Annotated in this window: 16 protein-coding genes and 1 tRNA gene; 12 read left to right on the forward strand and 5 right to left on the reverse strand. The window is 73.6% G+C overall.

The features are described 5' to 3' along the window. Window positions 1–117: 117 nt before the first annotated feature. From MY526_RS05025 to MY526_RS05035, 3 genes are all read left to right on the forward strand, one after another. On the forward strand, window positions 118–996 hold the full coding sequence (locus tag MY526_RS05025) for a DUF2231 domain-containing protein (RefSeq protein ID WP_436690265.1): 879 nt from the start codon (window positions 118–120) through the stop codon (window positions 994–996). A 41-nt stretch (window positions 997–1,037) separates the two neighbouring features. Beyond that, window positions 1,038–1,886 (forward strand): hypothetical protein, encoded by an 849-nt coding sequence (locus MY526_RS05030; protein ID WP_436703387.1) that lies wholly within the window; start codon window positions 1,038–1,040, stop codon window positions 1,884–1,886. A 393-nt stretch (window positions 1,887–2,279) separates the two neighbouring features. Next, window positions 2,280–2,352, forward strand: a tRNA-Lys gene (locus tag MY526_RS05035). 633 nt (window positions 2,353–2,985) lie between these two features. On the opposite strand, the gene MY526_RS05040 is transcribed toward MY526_RS05035, so the two are convergent. Beyond that, on the reverse strand, window positions 2,986–3,189 hold the full coding sequence (locus tag MY526_RS05040; protein WP_436690261.1) for a hypothetical protein: 204 nt from the start codon (window positions 3,187–3,189) through the stop codon (window positions 2,986–2,988). Window positions 3,190–3,626: 437 nt separating this feature from the next. On the opposite strand from MY526_RS05040, the gene MY526_RS05045 reads away from it, so the two are divergent. Both MY526_RS05045 and MY526_RS05050 read left to right on the forward strand, forming a co-directional pair. Further along, window positions 3,627–3,998 (forward strand): MmcQ/YjbR family DNA-binding protein, encoded by a 372-nt coding sequence (locus MY526_RS05045; RefSeq protein ID WP_436703388.1) that lies wholly within the window; start codon window positions 3,627–3,629, stop codon window positions 3,996–3,998. 219 nt (window positions 3,999–4,217) lie between these two features. Next, window positions 4,218–5,585, forward strand: a complete 1,368-nt coding sequence (locus MY526_RS05050; RefSeq protein ID WP_436690257.1) for a GntP family permease — start codon at window positions 4,218–4,220, stop codon at window positions 5,583–5,585. A gap of 176 nt (window positions 5,586–5,761) precedes the next feature. Here MY526_RS05050 and MY526_RS05055 read toward each other — a convergent pair whose 3' ends face one another. Next, the gene (locus MY526_RS05055) at window positions 5,762–6,277 is read right to left on the reverse strand and encodes a hypothetical protein (RefSeq protein WP_436690255.1); all 516 of its coding nucleotides are present in this window, start codon (window positions 6,275–6,277) and stop codon (window positions 5,762–5,764) included. Between the two features lie 236 nt (window positions 6,278–6,513). Between MY526_RS05055 and helR the strand changes: the two genes are divergently transcribed. Continuing rightward, on the forward strand, window positions 6,514–8,664 hold the full coding sequence (gene helR / locus MY526_RS05060; protein WP_436703389.1) for an RNA polymerase recycling motor ATPase HelR: 2,151 nt from the start codon (window positions 6,514–6,516) through the stop codon (window positions 8,662–8,664). Window positions 8,665–8,762: 98 nt separating this feature from the next. Next, window positions 8,763–9,056 (forward strand): hypothetical protein, encoded by a 294-nt coding sequence (locus MY526_RS05065; RefSeq protein ID WP_436690252.1) that lies wholly within the window; start codon window positions 8,763–8,765, stop codon window positions 9,054–9,056. An 18-nt stretch (window positions 9,057–9,074) separates the two neighbouring features. Here MY526_RS05065 and MY526_RS05070 read toward each other — a convergent pair whose 3' ends face one another. Then, window positions 9,075–10,490 (reverse strand): sensor histidine kinase, encoded by a 1,416-nt coding sequence (locus MY526_RS05070; RefSeq protein WP_436690250.1) that lies wholly within the window; start codon window positions 10,488–10,490, stop codon window positions 9,075–9,077. Between the two features lie 164 nt (window positions 10,491–10,654). Beyond that, on the reverse strand, window positions 10,655–11,143 hold the full coding sequence (locus MY526_RS05075) for a response regulator (RefSeq protein ID WP_436690248.1): 489 nt from the start codon (window positions 11,141–11,143) through the stop codon (window positions 10,655–10,657). 383 nt (window positions 11,144–11,526) lie between these two features. Here MY526_RS05075 and MY526_RS05080 point away from each other — a divergent pair, with 383 nt between their 5' ends. Beyond that, complete coding sequence (locus tag MY526_RS05080) at window positions 11,527–12,147, forward strand: hypothetical protein (protein WP_436703390.1); 621 nt, start codon at window positions 11,527–11,529, stop codon at window positions 12,145–12,147. A 13-nt stretch (window positions 12,148–12,160) separates the two neighbouring features. On the opposite strand, the gene MY526_RS05085 is transcribed toward MY526_RS05080, so the two are convergent. Beyond that, window positions 12,161–12,541: an ArsR/SmtB family transcription factor gene (locus MY526_RS05085; RefSeq protein WP_436690244.1), complete on the reverse strand. Its 381-nt coding sequence runs from the start codon at window positions 12,539–12,541 to the stop codon at window positions 12,161–12,163. Between the two features lie 106 nt (window positions 12,542–12,647). On the opposite strand from MY526_RS05085, the gene arsB reads away from it, so the two are divergent. From arsB to MY526_RS05105, 4 genes are all read left to right on the forward strand, one after another. Continuing rightward, window positions 12,648–13,772, forward strand: coding sequence for an ACR3 family arsenite efflux transporter (gene arsB / locus MY526_RS05090; protein ID WP_436690242.1), 1,125 nt, complete (start codon window positions 12,648–12,650; stop codon window positions 13,770–13,772). Next, entirely contained in the window at window positions 13,769–14,197 is a 429-nt protein-coding gene (locus MY526_RS05095) for an arsenate reductase ArsC (RefSeq protein ID WP_436703391.1), read from the forward strand. Before arsB ends, MY526_RS05095 begins: the two co-directional genes overlap by 4 nt. Window positions 14,198–14,207: 10 nt before the next feature. Continuing rightward, window positions 14,208–14,648 carry a heavy metal-responsive transcriptional regulator gene (locus MY526_RS05100; protein WP_436690238.1) on the forward strand — a complete coding sequence of 147 codons (441 nt, stop codon included), beginning with the start codon at window positions 14,208–14,210 and terminating at the stop codon, window positions 14,646–14,648. Window positions 14,649–14,821: 173 nt separating this feature from the next. Continuing rightward, complete coding sequence (locus MY526_RS05105; protein ID WP_436703392.1) at window positions 14,822–17,485, forward strand: EAL domain-containing protein; 2,664 nt, start codon at window positions 14,822–14,824, stop codon at window positions 17,483–17,485. Window positions 17,486–17,499 lie beyond the last annotated feature (14 nt).

Below are 17,499 nucleotides of genomic sequence, written 5' to 3' on the forward strand. Positions count from 1 at the left end.
CAATCTCCTGTGGGCCAGCACTTATTCCCTGGTCACCCGGTCGGGGGCTGTGCGGGCGCTCACGTCTGGGCGCGGTCCGACGGCATCGTCGCAGCGCGCCCAGGGTAGAGGCCCGACATGAGCCTCATGGGGATGTTGGACCGGTTGTCGGACGTGGCGGCCTTCGACAAGGCGATCGAGCCGGCCCGCCGCGCGGTGCGGGCCGGGCTTCCGCAGGCCGTCAAGGACGTCCTGCACGGCACCTGGCTCGGCCATCCCCTCCACCCGGTGCTGGTCCAGGTGCCGGTGGGCAGCTGGGTCTCGGCAGGTCTGCTCGACGCCGTCCCGCGGTTCCGCCCCGCGGCCACCGTGCTGATCGGTACCGGCGTCGCCGCCGCGGTGCCGGCCGCGCTCTCCGGTGCCGCCGACTGGGCGGAGCAGGAGGTGGGCGTGCGCCGGCTGGGCGCCCTGCACGCGACCGCCAACACCGTCGCGCTCGGTCTCTTCGTCGGGTCCCTCGCCGCCCGTCGCCGCGGCCGGGACGGGCTGGGCCGGCTGCTCTCGTACGCGGGCCTGGGCGTCGCCACCGGTTCGGCCGCGGTCGGCGGGCACATGTCCTACGCGCAGTCCTCCGGCGCCTCGCACGCGATCACCGCGGCCCGCGCGCTGAGCACCGACTGGATCGACCTCGGTCCGCTGGACGACCTGCCCGAGGGGCGGCCCGCCCGGCGGCCGGGGAAGGGCGCGAGCGTCGACGTGCCGCTGGTCGCCGTCCGCCGCGGCACGCGGGTGGACGTCATGGTCGGGCCCTGCTCGCACCTCTCCGGGCCCCTGTACGACGGGACGGTCGAGGAGGTCCGTGGCCACGAGTGCCTGGTCTGCCCCTGGCACGGGTCGGCGTTCGACCTGGACAGCGGCGAGCCGCGCCGCGGCCCGGCGGCCAACCCGCAGGGGAAGCTCGAGGTGCGCATGGAGGCCGGCCGGGTGATGGCCAGGCTGCCGGGGCGGCACGAGTAGCACCTCCCGGGGTGCGCCGGGCGGTCTTACGCTCCGGCGCCATGAGGCGCGCGGCGGTGGCGGTGGCCGCCGTGCTCTGCGCGGCCTGCGGTGCCGACCCCTCCGCGGCTCGGCCGGCGACGTCGACGTCCGTGGCGCCGGCCCTGCCCACGGTGCCCGGGATCGAGGCGGAGGTGGTGCGGCTGCGCACCGACGTCGCCGTCGGCGGGCAGGTGCACGTCCGCGTCACCGACTCCGGGAACGAGCCGTTCACCGTCACGTCCGTGGCGGTCGAGTCGCCGGGTTTCGCGCCGGCGCCGGTCACCGCGGTCACCGCGGAGTTCGCGCCGGGCCGGGTCATCGACCTCCCGACGCCCTACGGCGAACCCCGCTGCTCGGCCGGGCCGGCCCCGGCGGCGGCCCGGCTGACCGTGGCCCGCGCCGGTGGTGCGGCCGAGGAGGTCCTGGTACCGCTGACCGGGGATGCGCTCGAGCTCGTGCACAGCGAGGAGTGCGCGGTCGCCCGGGTGCGCGCGGTCGTCGACGTCGCCCTGACCGGGCTCACCGGCGGAGCCGAGGAGGTCACGGGCACCGTCGTCCTGACCCGGCACGGGGACGACGACCGCCCGGTGTCCGTGGTCGACGTGCGGCCGAGCGTGGTCTTCGACGTGGCGGTGGACGGGTTGCCGGTCGAGCTGGGGCCGGCGGACGACGAGGTGTCGGCCGACGTCACGTTCACGTCGGTGACCTGCGAGCCGCACGTGCTCGCCGAGACGAAACAGCCGTTCGTCTTCCCGCTCAGCGTGGTCCTCGGCGACGAGGAGCCGGTGCCGGTGCGCCTGCCCGTCGACGAAGGTCAGCAGGGGCTGCTCTGGGACCTGGTGGACCGGGTCTGCGCGCCACCGGCATGAGGCGGACTGGAGTCCGGCCCGGCCGCTCCGGGGGGAACGGTGCGGCCGGGCCGGGGCCTGGAGGGCCACCCCTCAGCGGGGTGACGTCCCCGTCCGGTGCCCCGGCGCGTGTGCGGCGCGGGGTCCCGATCGGGCACCAGTGACGCTAGGTAGCCATGGGCCTGGTCAGGCATCCCCCGAACAGGTGATACGACGTGATGAAGAACACGGACCGTGAAGTTCCGGTTCGAGCCGGGCTCGCGGGGGAACCGGGCTGCGGGTGTTCTTCCTCTTCTCCAGCCGGCTCGGCTGCCTCGGGTCGCTGTTCGTCTCGGCGGTGCTGACCCTGCTCTTCCTCTTCCTGCTCGATGTCCTCTGAGCGGCCGGCGCGAGGGTGGGAGACTCCTCGCCGCAGGGCCTCTAGCTCAACTGGCAGAGCAGCGGACTTTTAATCCGCGGGTTGTGGGTTCGATCCCCACGGGGCCCACCTCGCTGATGTGTTGTTTCGCCTGATGCTCGACCACGGAGCTTCGGGTGATCCCCGACAGTGGTGCGGCTGATGGTCGACAGCTGTTTCGGCTGATCCTCGACGCTCCCTCGATGAGGGAGTCGAACGTCGCTGGGCAGCGCTGTCGGGCGGTGCTGGCGGTGATCGCCGAGGGCCATCCGGTGACCTCGGTGGCCCAGCAGTGGGGCAGACGCTGCACTCATGGATGCGCGGCTGTGAGGACGGCGTGCTGGACGGCCTGGCCGATCGGTCGCATCGGCCCCGGCCGTGTCCGCATCAGATGCCGGCCTGACCGCGGCCTCGGGGTGAGATCAGCCGTGAGAAGTTCGCGGAGTTGGCCAAGCTGCCGATCGCCGATCCGACCACACACACGTCGGCGCTGTACTGCTTCAGCGTGTCATCCCGCGATGAGGTCGATGCGGTCAGCGCCGCTGCGCTGGCGGCGGGCGGCTCTGAGGCGGATGGCGCCGAGGACTACGGCTTCAGATGGACCCGGCGGCGGCGGAGCGGGGCCCCGAGGCGTTCACGGCCTCGATGCAGGACACCGACGCCCGGCCTGACCATCACCACGTGCGGGGCCGGGCCATCATCCCCGCCGTGCCCAGGTCGGCCTCACGACCGTCCCTGCTGCAGCAGCCTGAGCAGCCGCGCCTCGGTCTGCGGCGTGAGCTCCGGCACGGTCACCAGACCGTCGGGCCCGGCACGGGCCTGCAGCCACTGGCAGAACAACATCATCAGCTCATCCCGCGCGATGCGCTCCCGCCGGACCTCGGCAGCCCGCTGGCGGTCCTCCTCGGTGATCCAGATGATCGTCACAACGCCCTCCGCTCTGAGCGGCCCACGGGGGGACAGGCGGTGACACCTGTCCTGGTCGGAGCTGCGCCACACCGAGCCTCCTCCGAGGCGCCGGCTGCACGCCAGCGCCCCATCACGGTCGTGCCTGGCCTCCGTCGGCTCCCCTTGGTCCACCGTTCGGACGCCTGCGGCATGCGCCGGCGGCCATGCCGATCCACGTGAGCACGTAGGTGTCACGGAGAGGCAAGAAGTCCGTGCGGAAGAGCTCGTCACCCAGCGGCAGAGTTGCCACCCACCTTCGCATCGCCTCGGTCACGACAACCGATGACTCCGGCCCGCCGTCGCAGTCGAAACGGTGTGTGCGATGCAGAAGGAGCGGACCCCGATGGACGGGACCCAGCAGACCACGTCGTGTGTGACAGGAGGCGGGCGGACAGGCGGCCTGCCGCCCATGACGGATGGGTTCTGACATGGCGACGATCGAGGACGTCCGGCCGCTGGGCACCGAATTGAGGCGCTCGTACCAGGTGTACGTACGCGGCTGCTTGAAGTTCCGCGTCAAGCAGATCGTCTACGTGGCGTTCTCCGTGGATGAGAGCGTGATGGGCTTCGCGTTCCCCAAGGAGGAGCGGGAGGCGCTGGTCCTGAGCGACCCGCACAAGTTCCAGATGCCGACGGCGTCGGACATGCGCTTCAACTGGGTCGAGGCCCACCTCGCTGCACTGGATCCGACCGAGGCACGCGAACTCGTCGTCGACGCGTGGCGCATGGTCGTCCCCAAGAAGCTCTCCAGCGCCTACGACGTCGTCCACCCCGTCGGCCCGGGCTGAAGCCCGGTCCTCGGAACGACTCTCGTCGGCTCGGGCGCTTGGCAGGCGTCTCCCGACCGTGGGGCGGCCGGAGACAGCGGGTGTTCGGAGCGGTAGGTCGGAACGGCAACGGCCGGGGCGGCGGCGTCGTCCGCGGCAGGAGTACCGCCGGTGGGCAGCGGGGCCGGCGCAGTCCCCATAGCGTGGTGTCGCCACTGGTCGCACAGAGCGGGAACGCCCATGGAGATCGTGCACTCTGCCATCGCGATCCTGGGCGCGATCGTGCTCATCATCAGGTTCAAGGTCGACCCGGTCATCTCCCTGCTGCTCGCGTGCGTGTACCTCGGGCTCGCCACCGGGCTGGGCGCCGAGGGCACCGTGGCTCAGATCACCGGGGGGTTCGGCGAGATCATGGCCGAGGTCGGCCTGCTCATCGGCTTCGGCGTCCTGATCGGGGCACTGCTGCACGCGATGGGCACCTTCAACGACCTGGTGGAGGTTCTCGCCCGCCGAGTGGGTCGCCGCCTGCCGTATGCGATGGCCGGCACCCTGTCCACGATCTTCCCGTCCATCTACGTCGACGTGCAGGTCGTCCTGGCTGCGCCGATGGCCAAGGAGTCGGCGCCGGCCGTCGACCGCCGGATAGGCCTGCCGTGGCTCGCCGGGGCCATGGCCATCGGCATCTTCGCCGGGTACGTGTTCGTCGTGCCCGGCCTCGCCGCGGTCGCCATCGCCGGGCTGATGGAGGTGCCGCTGGGGACCTATCTGCTGTACGGGCTGCCGATCGGGCTGACGACCGCACTGGTCACGACGTTCCTGTTCCGGCTGCTGCTGGGGCGGGGCTACTGGAACGACAAGACCGACTTCGACCCGGACGTGGTCGTCGAGGAGGGGCGTCCGCACGACGAGGTGGAGGACGTGCCGCGGGCCGACGGCGCCGCGCGGTTGCCTCTGTGGGTGCGTCTGTTGCCGATCCTGGTGCCGCTGGTGTTGATCGCGACCGGGGCGATCGCCGGCCTGGTGGAGTTCTCGAACCCGGTGATCGCCTTCCTCGGCGACGCGAACATCGCTCTGTTCGTGGGGCTGCTGATCGCGTTCGGCATGGTCCGGCCGTCGCTGGGCGCGGACGGGGTCGGCACGGTTCTCACAGCGGGCTTCCACACGACCGGCGAGATCCTGCTCGTCACGGGCGTCGGCGGGTCCCTCGGCGCGGTCATCGCCGAGAGCGGCATGGACGAGACGCTCACGACCCTGTTCTCCGCCGACGAGAACGCGCCTGTGATCCTCAGCATCCTGCTCGCCTGGTTCATCGCCGCGGTGCTGCACTTCGCGATCGGGTCGGTGTCGGTCGGGGCGATCACCGCCGCGGGCATCATCTCGCCGATCGTCGGCTCGCTGGCGGTCGATCCGGTCGTCATCGCGCTGGCGATCGCGTCGGGCGCGATGTTCGCCCTCCACGTCAACAGCAACTTCTTCTGGATGTTCAGCACACTGCTCGATCTCTCCACCAAGGGCAGCCTGAAGACCCTGACGATGGCGACCTCGCTCGGGGCCGTCGTCTCCCTGCCGCTCGTCCTGGGAGCCAGCCTGGTGGCCGCGGCCGTCTGAGCCGGTCGAGGCCCGGTGGGCGCCGGCGAACCGAGCGCGGCCGACGCTCGACCGACAGGTGTGATGTCTCGCCGCGGCCCCGCAACCGGAACGGGCACCCACGCGCCGGCGGCTGCCTGCGCGTGGGTGCCCGTCGCGGAGCACCCGGCGCGGCCGGTCGGGCCGCGCCGGTGGGATCAGTGAGCGGCGCGCGCCTGCGTGCGGCCGTGGTCGGCGTTCCAGTCGTCGTCGCCCTCGGGCTCCTTCGCCAGCAGGGCGGCGCCCACCGACCACACGATGCCGCCGAGCAGGCCGATCCACGCGCCGATCTCGGGCGAGAGGTCCGCACCGCGCTCGAAGGCACCGGGCGCGTCCACGATGTAGCCCAGGGACAGCAGGACGGCGGCGATGCCGACGGCCAGGGCGGTCAGCGAGAGGCCGCGGTGCTGGCGGCCCCGGGCGCGCTTGAGGGCGTACTGCAGAGCCACGGCCAGACCGATGCCCACGAACGCGACGAGCGCGATGCTCGTGTCGGTCTCGTAGCCGGAGCCGGTGGTGCCCTGCTCACCGTCGGTGGACACCCAGTCCAGGTACGTGGCGATCAGGAAGACCACGACGCCGGCCGTGGCGACGTGCGCGCCCATCGGGTTCGCCCGGCGGACGTGCTCGGTGGTGCGGCCACCGGCCGTGTTGGTCGAATCAGTTGTTGCCATGACACCGCGTTACCCCCACGCCCATGATCGACACGGAACGTGACTGAACCGTCATTCACTCCCGCAGCGGGCCGGTGCGGCTCGGGTCGACCGGTCACCGGGACGGGGAAGAGCGCAGTCGGGACGGGCAGTGCCCGCACGCGACTCCCTCAGCTCAGTTGTAGCAGGTTTCGGGCGGCCTCATGAGGCTCGGGGATCCGATCTAAGGTCACGGACCTCAGATCGGAGCTGATGACGTGAACCACCTGACCACCAGCGCGTTCGACCTCCCCGACAACCTCATCGCCAAGGCCGATCCGGCGCTGATCGCCGACGACGAGCTGCACTTCACCGCGATCGCCGAGAGCCTCGCGCAGTCGATCGCCGACCTGTCCGACCGCCTCGATGCCGAGCGCAGGGCGAAGGGCGGCACCGGCCAGGCGGCGCTGGACCGGGACCTGGAGATCCACCGGCTGACCGCCCGCCTGCGCACCCTGCGCCGCTTCGGTCTGGACCTGTGCCTCGGGCACATCGTCCGTGCCGACGACCCCGAGCCGGTGTACATCGGACGGCTCGGCCTCACCGACAGCACGGGTCGCCGGCTGCTGCTGGACTGGCGCTCGCCCGCGGCCGAGCCGTTCTTCGGAGCGACGCACGCCAACCCGATGGGCCTGGTCAGCCGCCGCCGGTATCGCTGGACCCGCGGCCGGATCAGCGACTACTGGGACGAGGTGTTCACCTCGGAGGGGTTCGCGGGGCACGCCGCCGCGCTCGACGACCAGTCCGCCTTCATCGCCAGCCTGGGTGGCACGCGATCGGCCCGGATGCGCGACGTGCTCGGCACGATCCAGGCAGACCAGGACGCCGTCATCCGCGCCGGATCCTCCGGCGCCCTCGTCGTCGACGGCGGTCCGGGGACGGGGAAGACCGTCGTCGCCCTGCACCGCTCCGCCTACCTCGTCTACTCCGACCCCCGCCTCGGCCACCACCGGGGTGGCGTGCTCTTCGTCGGTCCGCACCAGCCCTATCTGGCCTACGTCGCCGACGTCCTCCCCAGCCTCGGCGAGGAGGGCGTCCAGACCTGCACGCTGCGGAACCTCGTGGCCGAGGGGGCCGCAGCGGCGGTGGAGACGGACCCGGCGGTGGCCCGCCTGAAGTCGTCCGCCGACCTGGTGGAGGCGGTCGAGACGGCCGTCCGGTTCTACGAGGAGCCGCCGACCGAGGTGCTGACGGTCGAGACGCCCTGGTCCGACATCCGGCTGACCGCGGACGACTGGGCCGAGGCGTTCGAGGCGGCCGAACCCGGCACCCCGCACAACGAGGCGCGCGAGCAGGTCTGGGAGCAGCTGGTCACGATCCTGATGGACAAGGACGACGGCGACGCCGCGCCCGACCTGCTCCGGAAGTCGCTGCAGCAGAACCGGGAGCTGCTCGCGACCGTCAACCGGGCGTGGCCGCTGCTCGAAGCAGCCGACCTCGTCGGAGACCTGTGGTCGGTACCGGCCTACCTGCGGAGGTGCGCTCCGTGGCTCGGCCCGGACGAGGTCCGGACCCTGCAGCGCGAGGACCCGCATGCCTGGACGGTGTCCGACCTGCCGTACCTGGACGCCGCCCGGCAGCGGCTCGGCGACCCGGAGGCGGCACGGCGCAAGCGCCGGCACGACGCCGCGGTCGCCGTCGAGCGCGAGCGCATGGCCACCGTCATCGACCGGCTGATCGAGGCCGACGACGACGGTGAGGGCCTGGTGACGAGCCTGCGCCAGCAGGATCTGCGGGATGCCCTGGTCGACGAGAGCGGGCTGACCGGCGCCGACCCGGACCTCCTCGCCGGCCCGTTCGCGCACGTCGTCGTGGACGAGGCCCAGGAGCTGACCGACGCGGAGTGGCAGATGCTGCTGCTGCGCTGCCCGTCCCGGAGCTTCACCATCGTCGGCGACCGGGCCCAGGCCAGGCACGGCTTCACGGAGACGTGGCAGGAACGGCTCGAGCGGGTCGGTCTCGACCGGATCCGGATGGCCTCCCTGAGCATCAACTACCGGACCCCGGAAGAGGTCATGGCGGAGGCCGAGCCGGTCATCCGGGCAGCGCTCCCGGACGCCAACGTCCCGACCTCCATCCGCAGCAGCGGTCTGCCCGTCGTCCACGGCTCCGTCGCGGACCTGGGCTCGGTCCTCGACACCTGGCTCGCCGCGCACGCCGAGGGGATCGCCTGCGTGATCGGCGATCCCACGTTCCGGGCGACGTCCCGCGTCCGGTCGCTTCCGCCGGAGCTGTCGAAGGGGCTCGAGTTCGACCTCGTCGTGCTCGTCGACCCCGAGGCGTTCGGCGAGGGCATCGAGGGAGCGGTCGACCGCTACGTCGCGATGACCCGGGCGACCCAGCAACTCGTCGTCCTCACGAGCTCCTGACGTCGGAGGAAGTCGCAACCCGTTCCTGGTGATCTTGGGACCGTGCCGGGGTATGCCGAGGTCGGGCCGAGAGAGCGGCCGCCCCGAGGAGGCCCGACATGACGAAGTTCCGCGTGAGCCTGGAGTTCGACCTGGACATCGGCGACGACGCGCAGGCCCGGGCGCTGGCCGCGGACTCGATGCAGCGACGGGTGCGGGCCGTCGAGGCGGACGGCCGTCAGCCGGAGACGTGGCGCGGGGAGTCCCCGGAGGTCACGCTCCACGCCGTGGCACAGGACATGGAGGCGACCGCGGTGATGCTCGCGCTCGAGGTCCTGCGCCGCGGTGCCCGGACCGTGCCGTGGCTGCGGATCACCGAGGTGGACGTCCGCAACGCCCCGACCGTGCGCTGACCGACGGGCCGGCGCCGGTCACCTCGGCACGACGAGTCGCAGCGACGTCCCGCGGCCCGGCGCGGTGGTGAGCTCCAGCGTCGCGCCGGCCTGCTCGGCGAGGTCGCTGAGGACGCGCAGGCCGAAGTGACCGGTCCCGGTCGGGGCCGACGCCTCCGCGGGGTCGAAGCCGACGCCGTCGTCGCGCACCTCCAGGGTGACCGACCCGGCCGTGTCCACGACGGTCACGACGGCGGTCCCGGCACGGGCGTGTCTCACCACGTTGAGCAGTGCCTCCTGGGCGACCCGGAACAGCAGGGCCGCCGTCTCCGGCGGCACGTCGAGGTCGTCCGGCAGGTGCAGCCGGGTGTCGACCCCGCGGGACCGGACGCGGGCGGTCAGGTCCCCGAGGGCCGCCGGCAGGCCGGCCTGCGCCAGGTGGGGTGGGTAGATCTCGATGAGGAGGGACCGGAGGGAGGCCACCGACTGGCGGACGGCGTCGGTGGCGCTGCGCAGGTCCGTCGCGAGCGCCTCGTCGTCCGCGGCCTCGCCCGGCTGTCGCTCGAGGCGCTGGAGCGCCCGGGACATGATCAACGGAGCCGCGGAGAGCTCCTGCACGACGCCGTCGTGCAGGTTGCCGGCGATCCGCCGGCGCTCCTCGGCGGTCGCCTCCGCGGCCCGCGCGTGCAGCCGCAGCCGCTCCCGGTCGGCGGCCCGCACGTCCCGGATCATCCGGCGGGCCAGCGGTACCTGGAGGAGGGTCAGGAGCCCGAGGGCAGCCGCCGAGATCGGGGCGATGTTCAGCCAGATGGTCCGCTGCCGGCTGGTGACCTGGTCGTGGCTGAAGTAGACCTCCAGCACCAGCCGCTCGCCCGAGGGGGTGGTGATCGGCCGGTACACCTCCAGCAGCCGGCCCTCCGAGCGCTCGAACACGTTCTCCGCGGAACCGAGGTCGCTGACCTCGGCGGACATGCCGGCGAGCGTGTCGACCTGGTACTCACCCGCCGGGAAGCTGCGGCCCATCAGCTGGTCCTCGTCCGAGTAGACGATCCGCTCGCTCTCGTCCCAGATCTTGATCCGCACCACCGAGGCGTCACGGAGTTGCCCCTCGACGACGGCGTCCAGTCGTGCCGCCGCCCGGGTGTCCCCGGCGAGCAGGGCGTCGTCGAGGTTGGGCTCGATCAGCAGGGCGGCCAGCAGGTCGGTCCTGCTGCGGGCGTCGGCCAGCGACTCGTTGCGCGCCGCCACGTGGCTCGCCCACACGCTGCTCGCGAGCAGCACCGCCGCTGCGAGGAGGTTGCCGGCCACGAACCGGGCGAGCACCCTGCGGGCGGTCGGGGGAGCGCCGCCGGCGCGCCGCGGGCCGCCCGGCGCGCCGGGACCGGCCAGCCGCACCGGCGGCGCGGTCTCGCCCGCGGGCACCTGCTCAGTCCGTGCGCTCTCGGGTGCAGCCACCGTGACCCCTCCCCGCCCGCACCTGCCGCGGTCCCCCGTCGGTCGCGGTCATGTGGTCAGGGCTCGCGTCGGTACCCTGCGGATCAGAGATCATGGTGCGAACTGCCGCGCTCCGCCGGCAACCCCCGATGGGTGGGGTCGCCGGCGCCCCGGAGCCACCGACGTCAGCGGTGCCGCCGCGGGCTGTCGGCGACGCGGGCGGACGCCGTCCCGTCGGGGGAGGAGGCCACGAGGGAGTCCCAGCCGCTCTCGATGACCGCGCTCGCGGCGGGCGTCCACGCCGTTCCGCCGGCCGCGACCGCCCGGAGGTGGTCCGGCAGTTCCGCGGGGTCGTCGTCCTTGAGCAGGTAGCCGGCCACGCCCAGGGCCCGCGCCTCGAACGCCGTCGCCGGGGTGAGGCCACCGGTGAGGACGACGACGCGCACCTCGGGATGGGAGACGAGCAGCGCCTGGGTGGCCTGGAGGCCGTCCAGCACGGGCATCTTCAGGTCCATCAGGACCACGTGCGGCCGGGTGCGTCCGACGGCGTCGACGATCTGGCCGCCGTCGGAGCACTCGCCGACCACCTCGAAGTCGTCACTGCCGGCGAGGAGCTCGGTGAGGGCGTCCCGGATGAGCTGGTGGTCGTCGGCGATGAGGACCCTGATCGGCATCGAGCACTCCTCGGAACTCCGTTCCCCCTCACCTCTGCTTGGTCGTGCGGAAGCGCGGGTACCCCGCCGGCGACCGACGATGCATGGCTTCACCTGCGGTGACACGCCGGTCGGTGACCGTCGCCCGGGGTCACCGTGCCGGTCGCGACGCCGGTCACGCTCGGCGGGAGCTGCCGGTGTCTACATGTGGGCGCGGCGGGCGGCGGGTCACCGTCCCCGTTCGGGCCGTTGGCAACGATCCGGGAACGCGGGCCCCGCGGCCGGTCGGGCGGAGCCGGTCGGCGGCGCCGACGCGCCTACGTTTCTGCCACCCCCCGCTGCCGGTTCCGGTGGCGCGGGGGCACCGGCGCACTTCCCCCGCGCCGGTCCCATGGACGGGAGTGGTGAGCAGGGTGTCTGGTCTGTCCAGCGGTGAGGTCCTCCTCGGCGGCGCGATCCGGCAGGGCTGGTGGCTGGTGGTCGACGACGACGGCGCGGACCGGATCCTCGCCGGGCCGTTCTCCGACCGCGCCGAGGCCGGCTGGGCCGCCGGCCCGGAGGGTCACGACGGCGCCCGGCCGGTGTACGGCGTGCGCCGGGCCGACGGCGTGCTCGCCCGCCGGCCGTCACCGCAGGACTGGGCCTGGCTGGCCCACCTGGGCGGTCAGCTCGACCGGCTGCCCGAGGACTGGGACGCCGACCTCTCCGACGACGACCCGCTGACCACGCTCGTGGTGGAGATCGCCGCGGTGCTGGCCGAGGCGGGCCTGCCGCTGCACGACGCCGGCGGGTCCGAGGGCGCGATCGGCGGGGCCTGCCTGGTGCTGGAGCCGGCGCTCGGCGGGGTCGTCGTCGGCTGGCGCCAGCACGACCGGGTGAGCGTCGACCAGGTCCACGGCGCCGCCGCGGACGCGATGGTGCAGCAGGTGATGAACCGCGCGCTGGGCGACGTGCTGCGGCTGCGCGGCTTCGCGGTCGAGTCCTTCGGCGACACCGGCGGTGCCGTCGTCCGGTGGGCGGCCTGACCGCGGCCGGTCCTCAGCAGGACGACGGCTGCCCGTCGGCCGTGCCGGCCGCGGTGCCCGCCGTGCTCAGCACCGCGGCGACGGCGTCCAGGGCCCCCGGCACGAGGGCGTAGTAGGCCCAGACGCCGCGCTTGTCACGGGTGAGCAGGCCGGCGTCGACGAGCACCTTGAGGTGGTGGCTGACCGTCGGCTGGGACAGCCCCAGCGGCTCGGTCAGGTCGCAGACGCAGGCCTCGCCGCCGGCGTGGGCGGCGACCAGGGAGAGCAGGCGCAGCCGGGCCGGGTCGGCGAGGGCCTTGAGCGTGCGGGCGAGGTCGGCGGCCTCCTGGGCGGTCAGCGCCTGCCGGACGATCGGCGCGCAGCAGGCGGGAGCGGGGAGGACGGCGAGGCTCACCGGGCCAGTATGCGCACAACATTGACGCCCGTCGATCCCTCGGGCAGCCTGGTGGCATCGACGAGCGTCGATGCCGTCTGCGCCTGCGAAGGGGATCCCGCCGTCCATGAGTGACACCGTCGCCGACACCCCGCGAGCCGGAACGGACCCGGAGACGCCCGTCCTCGCCCGGCTGTCGACGCTGGACCGGTTCCTGCCGGTGTGGATCGTCGCGGCGATGGCCCTCGGGCTCGCCCTGGGCCGCTGGGTGCCCGGTCTGGACGAGGCGCTGACCGCCGTCGAGGTGGGCAACGTCAGCCTGCCCATCGCCGTCGGGCTGCTGCTGATGATGTACCCGGTGCTGGCGAAGGTCCGGTACTCCGAGCTCGACCGGGTCACCGGCGACCGGACGCTGCTCGTCGCGAGCCTCGTGCTCAACTGGGTGCTCGGGCCGGCGCTGATGTTCGCGCTGGCCTGGCTGCTGCTCCCGGACCTGCCCGAGTACCGCACCGGGCTGGTCATCGTGGGCCTCGCGCGCTGCATCGCCATGGTGCTGATCTGGAACGACCTCTCCTGCGGCGACCGCGAGGCGGCCGCCGTGCTGGTCGCGCTCAACTCGGTGTTCCAGATCCTCGCCTTCGCGGCCCTGGGCTGGTTCTACCTGCAGGTGCTGCCCGGCTGGCTGGGCCTGCCGACGACGTCGGCCGAGTTCAGCGTCTGGGCCATCCTCGCCTCGGTGCTGGTCTTCCTCGGCATCCCGCTGCTGGCCGGGTTCCTCACGCGCACGCTGGGGGAGCGGGCTCGCGGCCGCGCCTGGTACGAGGGCCGGTTCCTGCCCCGGATCGGCCCGGTCGCCCTCTACGGGCTGCTGTTCACCATCGTCATGCTCTTCGCGCTGCAAGGCGAGGCGATCACCTCGCAGCCCTGGGACGTCGCCCGCATCGCGCTGCCCCTGCTGGCCTACTTCGCGGCGGTCTTCGGCGGCTCGTTCCTGCTCGGCATGCGCCTGCGGCTGGGCTACGCCAAGACCGCGACGCTGGCCTTCACCGCCGCGGGCAACAACTTCGAGCTGGCCATCGCCGTGGCCATCGGCACCTTCGGCGTCACCTCCGGGCAGGCCCTCGCCGGCGTCGTCGGGCCGCTCATCGAGGTGCCGGTCCTCGTCGCCCTCGTCTACGTGGCCCTCTGGGCCGCCCGCCGCTGGTTCCCCGGCGACCCCACCGTCCCCGACGCGCTCCGGAGCACCCGATGAGCACTCACCGGCCCAGCGTGCTGTTCGTCTGCGTGCACAACGCCGGCCGCTCCCAGATGGCGGCCGGCTGGCTGCGGCACCTCGCCGGGAACGCGGTCGAGGTCCGGTCGGCCGGGTCGCTCCCCGGTGACCGGGTCAACCCCGCGGCCGTCGAGGCGATGGCCGAGGTGGGCATCGACATCTCCGGTCAGCATCCCAAGGTGCTCACCACCGACGCCGTCGAGGCCTCCGACGTCGTGATCACGATGGGCTGCGGCGACGCCTGCCCGGTCTTCCCCGGCAAGCGCTACCTCGACTGGGCGCTGGAGGACCCGGCCGGCAAGGGCGTGGCCGCGGTGCGGCCGATCCGCGACGAGATCGGGTCCCGGATCCGCGGGCTGCTCGCCGACCTCGCGCTTGACCTTGGACCCCGCTCCAAGGCCTAGCGTCCGGCTCATGACGACGACGGTCCGGCGCGGGCTGCGGGTCGCGGAGCTGGCCCGCGCCGTGGGTGTCCGGCCGGACACCATCCGGTACTACGAGCGGGCCGGTCTCCTGCCGGCGCCGGCCCGGACCTCGACCGGGTACCGCGACTACGACGGCGGGGCGGTCGACCGGCTGCGCTTCATCCAGGGCGCCCAGCGGCTGGGCCTGCGGCTGGCCGACATCCGCGGCCTGCTCGCCGTCCGCGACACCGGCTCCTGCCCCTGCGAGCCGGCCGAGGCGCTGCTGCGCCGGCGGATGGCCGAGGTCGACGCCGAGATCGCCCGGCTGGCCGCGCTGCGCGCCGAGATGGCGGCCATGGCCGACGCGCTGCCCGACGCCGACTGCCCGCCCCCGACCCCCGGCACCTGGTGCCCACCGGTGGAGGGAGGTGAGACGACGTGCGCGAGCTGACCCCGATCTGCGACCCCGACTGCTGCGACGGGACGTGCGACTGCGACTGCTGACCCCGCCGCGCTGACGCAGGGACCACTGCCGGGCCCGGGACCGGCAGGGCACCGCCGACCCGCTCACCCCAGCGGGGGAGAGTCGTCAGGGACGGCGCCGTCCCCGTCGATGACCACGTCATGCGGAACCTGGGTCGCCGGCCGGCACGTCAGCACGGACGCGGCGCGCCCCTGTGGCTCTACCTCACGGCGCTCGTGCTCATCCCCGTGCTCGGCGTCGTCGTGCTCACCGCTGTCATCGCGCGGAGCCGGACGGCGGAGGCGGCCGGCGCCGCCCGCGCCGAGGAGGCCGTCCGCGCGGTGGCCCAGCTCGACGCCGCCCGCAGCAGCGTGGAGCACGAGATCGTGCCGGTGCTGTCCCTGGCGGTCATCGAGGACCCCTCGGCCGCGGTGAGCCTCGGCATCCCGTCGTTCCTGCTCGCCGGCCAGCGGGACAGCGCGGTCGCGGCCGCGCAGGAGGCCCGGGAGACGACCGACCGGGCCCTGGCCGCCGTCCCCTCGAGCAGTGACGGCGCGGCCGCCGCGCGGCACGCCGCCGACCGCCTGACCGGGCTGCGTGCCCGGACGGAGAGCGGGGCCTTCCGCATCGAGGACGTCTACGTCGACTACCTCGAGGTCTCCAGCGCGCTGCTGACCGCCCAGCGCCGGGCCGCCGCCGCGGCGAGCTCCGAGGAGGTGCCGGCCACCACGCTGCGGGCCACCCGGGACGTCGAGATCGTCGCCCAGCTGGCCCAGGCCGCCAGCCGGCAGATGCCGCTGTTCCTGGCCGGGCACTTCGACGCCGGTGAGCTCAGCGCGGGTTCGCGCCTGGCCGGGCAGAACGCCTGGCTGGCCTACACCGACGCGCGGCGGCAGATGGACGACCTGTCGCAGGAGTCGCTGCGCACGGCCTGGCTGCAGCTGCGCACCGACCCCGTGACGACCCGGCTCGACCGGCTGCTCTCCGACCAGTTCGAGTCCGGCCAGGCCCGCCTGCCGTTGACCCAGCTCGTCTCGACGCTCCTCCTCGGCAACGAGCGCGACGCGCGGCTCGCCGACCTCGTCGTCCGGGCCGTCGACAGCGCCCAGGCGCTGGCCGCCGCCGACCGCGACCTGGCCAACGGCCGCCTGACCACCACCCTGCAGCTGGGTCTCGGCCTGCTGCTGGCCGCCCTCCTCGGTGCCCTCTTCCTCGGCCGCAGCGTCTCCCGCTCCCTCGGCCTGCTCGCCGGCCAGGCCACCCAGATCAGCGAGGGCTCGCTGGTGGAGGTGCAGGTCGCCGGCCCGCGCGAGGTCCGCACCGTCTCCGGCGCCCTCGGCTCCGCGGTCGCCTCGCTGCGGCGGATCCAGGACCAGGCGCAGGCCGTCGCCCGCGGCGACCTGGCCAACACCGTGCTCGACCAGCCCCTGCCCGGCCCGCTCGGCGAGGTCGTGCACGCCTCCGTCCGGGAGATCGTCTCCTCGGTGCGGGCCCGTGAGGAGCTGCAGTACGCGCTCGCCCACCAGGCGACCCACGACCCGCTGACCGAGCTGCCCAACCGGGCCCAGGCGCTCACCCTGGTCACCGCCGCGCTGCACCGCGCCCAGCGTTCCGGGGAGATGACCGGCCTGCTCTTCGTCGACCTCGACGGCTTCAAGGCGGTCAACGACAGCCACGGCCACGCCTGCGGCGACGACGTCCTGCGGGAGGTCGCCCGTCGCATGGCCGCCGTCGTCCGGCCCGGCGACGTCGTCTGCCGCCTCGGCGGCGACGAGTTCGTCGTGCTGGTCGAGCGGGTCCGCGCCGAGCGGGACCTGCAGGAGCTCGGCGAGCGGCTGATCGCCGCCGTCAGCGAGCCGATCACGGCCGCGGGCCACCACGTCCGCGTCGGCGCCAGCGTCGGGGTCGCGGTCAGCCGCGACGCCGGCACGGACGCCGACCTGCTGCTCGCCGAGGCCGACACCGCCGCCTACCGGGCCAAGCGCCGCGGGCGCGGGCGCACCGAGATGTTCGACGAGACGCTGCGGCTGCAGCTGTCCGAGCGCGCCGAGCTGGAGGCGGCCATCACCGCCGGCCTGGAGAACGGCGAGATGGAGCTGCGCTACCAGCCGGTCGTCGACGTCGGCCGCTCCCGCGTGATCGGCTACGAGGCGCTGATCCGCTGGAACCGCCCCGGGCACGGGATGGTCCCGCCCGACGAGTTCATCCCGGTCGCCGAGGGCAGCCGGCTGATCTGCGACCTCGACCGCTGGGTGCTGCACCAGGCCACCGCGCAGCTGGCCGCCTGGCGGGCCGCCGAGCCGCCCGCTCCCGGCGAGGCCGAGCCGACGATGGCGGTCAACATCTCCGGCCGGCACCTCGCCGACCGCCGGGTCGTCCAGGACGTCGCCGACGCGCTGGTCGCGTCCGGGCTGCCCGCCGCCCTGCTCATCGTCGAGATCACCGAGACCGTGCTGGTGAGCGACCCGGTGGCGATCACCCACCTGGAGGCGCTGCGTGAGATGGGCGTCGCCATCGCCATCGACGACTTCGGCACCGGCTACACCTCGATCGGCCAGCTGCGGAACATGCCGGTCGACACGCTGAAGATCGACCGCAGCTTCATCGCCTCGACCGAGCCCGGCCACCGGGAGCTGGTCGCGCTGATCATCCGGGCGGCGCACACCTTCGGCCTGACCGTCGTCGCCGAGGGCGTGGAGGAGCCGGCCCAGCTGGACCGGCTGCGCGCCGACGCCTGCGACCAGGCCCAGGGCTACCTGCTGTACCGACCGATGCCGGCGGCCGACGCCGGCGCGCTGCGGCGCACCGCCGTCCCCACCGGCTGAGTCCGGTCCGCGAC

This window comes from Geodermatophilus sp. CPCC 205761 (assembly GCF_051383655.1).
Classification (GTDB): domain Bacteria; phylum Actinomycetota; class Actinomycetes; order Mycobacteriales; family Geodermatophilaceae; genus Geodermatophilus.

Coding starts and splice junctions, on each gene's coding strand:
- MY526_RS05065 (WP_436690252.1), top strand. CDS start 8,763: ATGACGAAGTTCCGCGTGAGCCTGGAGTTCGACCTGGACATCGGCGAC.
- MY526_RS05045 (WP_436703388.1), top strand. CDS start 3,627: ATGGGTTCTGACATGGCGACGATCGAGGACGTCCGGCCGCTGGGCACC.
- MY526_RS05095 (WP_436703391.1), top strand. CDS start 13,769: ATGAGCACTCACCGGCCCAGCGTGCTGTTCGTCTGCGTGCACAACGCC.
- MY526_RS05050 (WP_436690257.1), top strand. CDS start 4,218: ATGGAGATCGTGCACTCTGCCATCGCGATCCTGGGCGCGATCGTGCTC.
- MY526_RS05055 (WP_436690255.1), bottom strand. CDS start 6,277: ATGGCAACAACTGATTCGACCAACACGGCCGGTGGCCGCACCACCGAG.
- arsB (WP_436690242.1), top strand. CDS start 12,648: ATGAGTGACACCGTCGCCGACACCCCGCGAGCCGGAACGGACCCGGAG.
- MY526_RS05105 (WP_436703392.1), top strand. CDS start 14,822: ATGCGGAACCTGGGTCGCCGGCCGGCACGTCAGCACGGACGCGGCGCG.
- MY526_RS05075 (WP_436690248.1), bottom strand. CDS start 11,143: ATGCCGATCAGGGTCCTCATCGCCGACGACCACCAGCTCATCCGGGAC.
- MY526_RS05030 (WP_436703387.1), top strand. CDS start 1,038: ATGAGGCGCGCGGCGGTGGCGGTGGCCGCCGTGCTCTGCGCGGCCTGC.
- MY526_RS05100 (WP_436690238.1), top strand. CDS start 14,208: ATGACGACGACGGTCCGGCGCGGGCTGCGGGTCGCGGAGCTGGCCCGC.
- MY526_RS05025 (WP_436690265.1), top strand. CDS start 118: ATGAGCCTCATGGGGATGTTGGACCGGTTGTCGGACGTGGCGGCCTTC.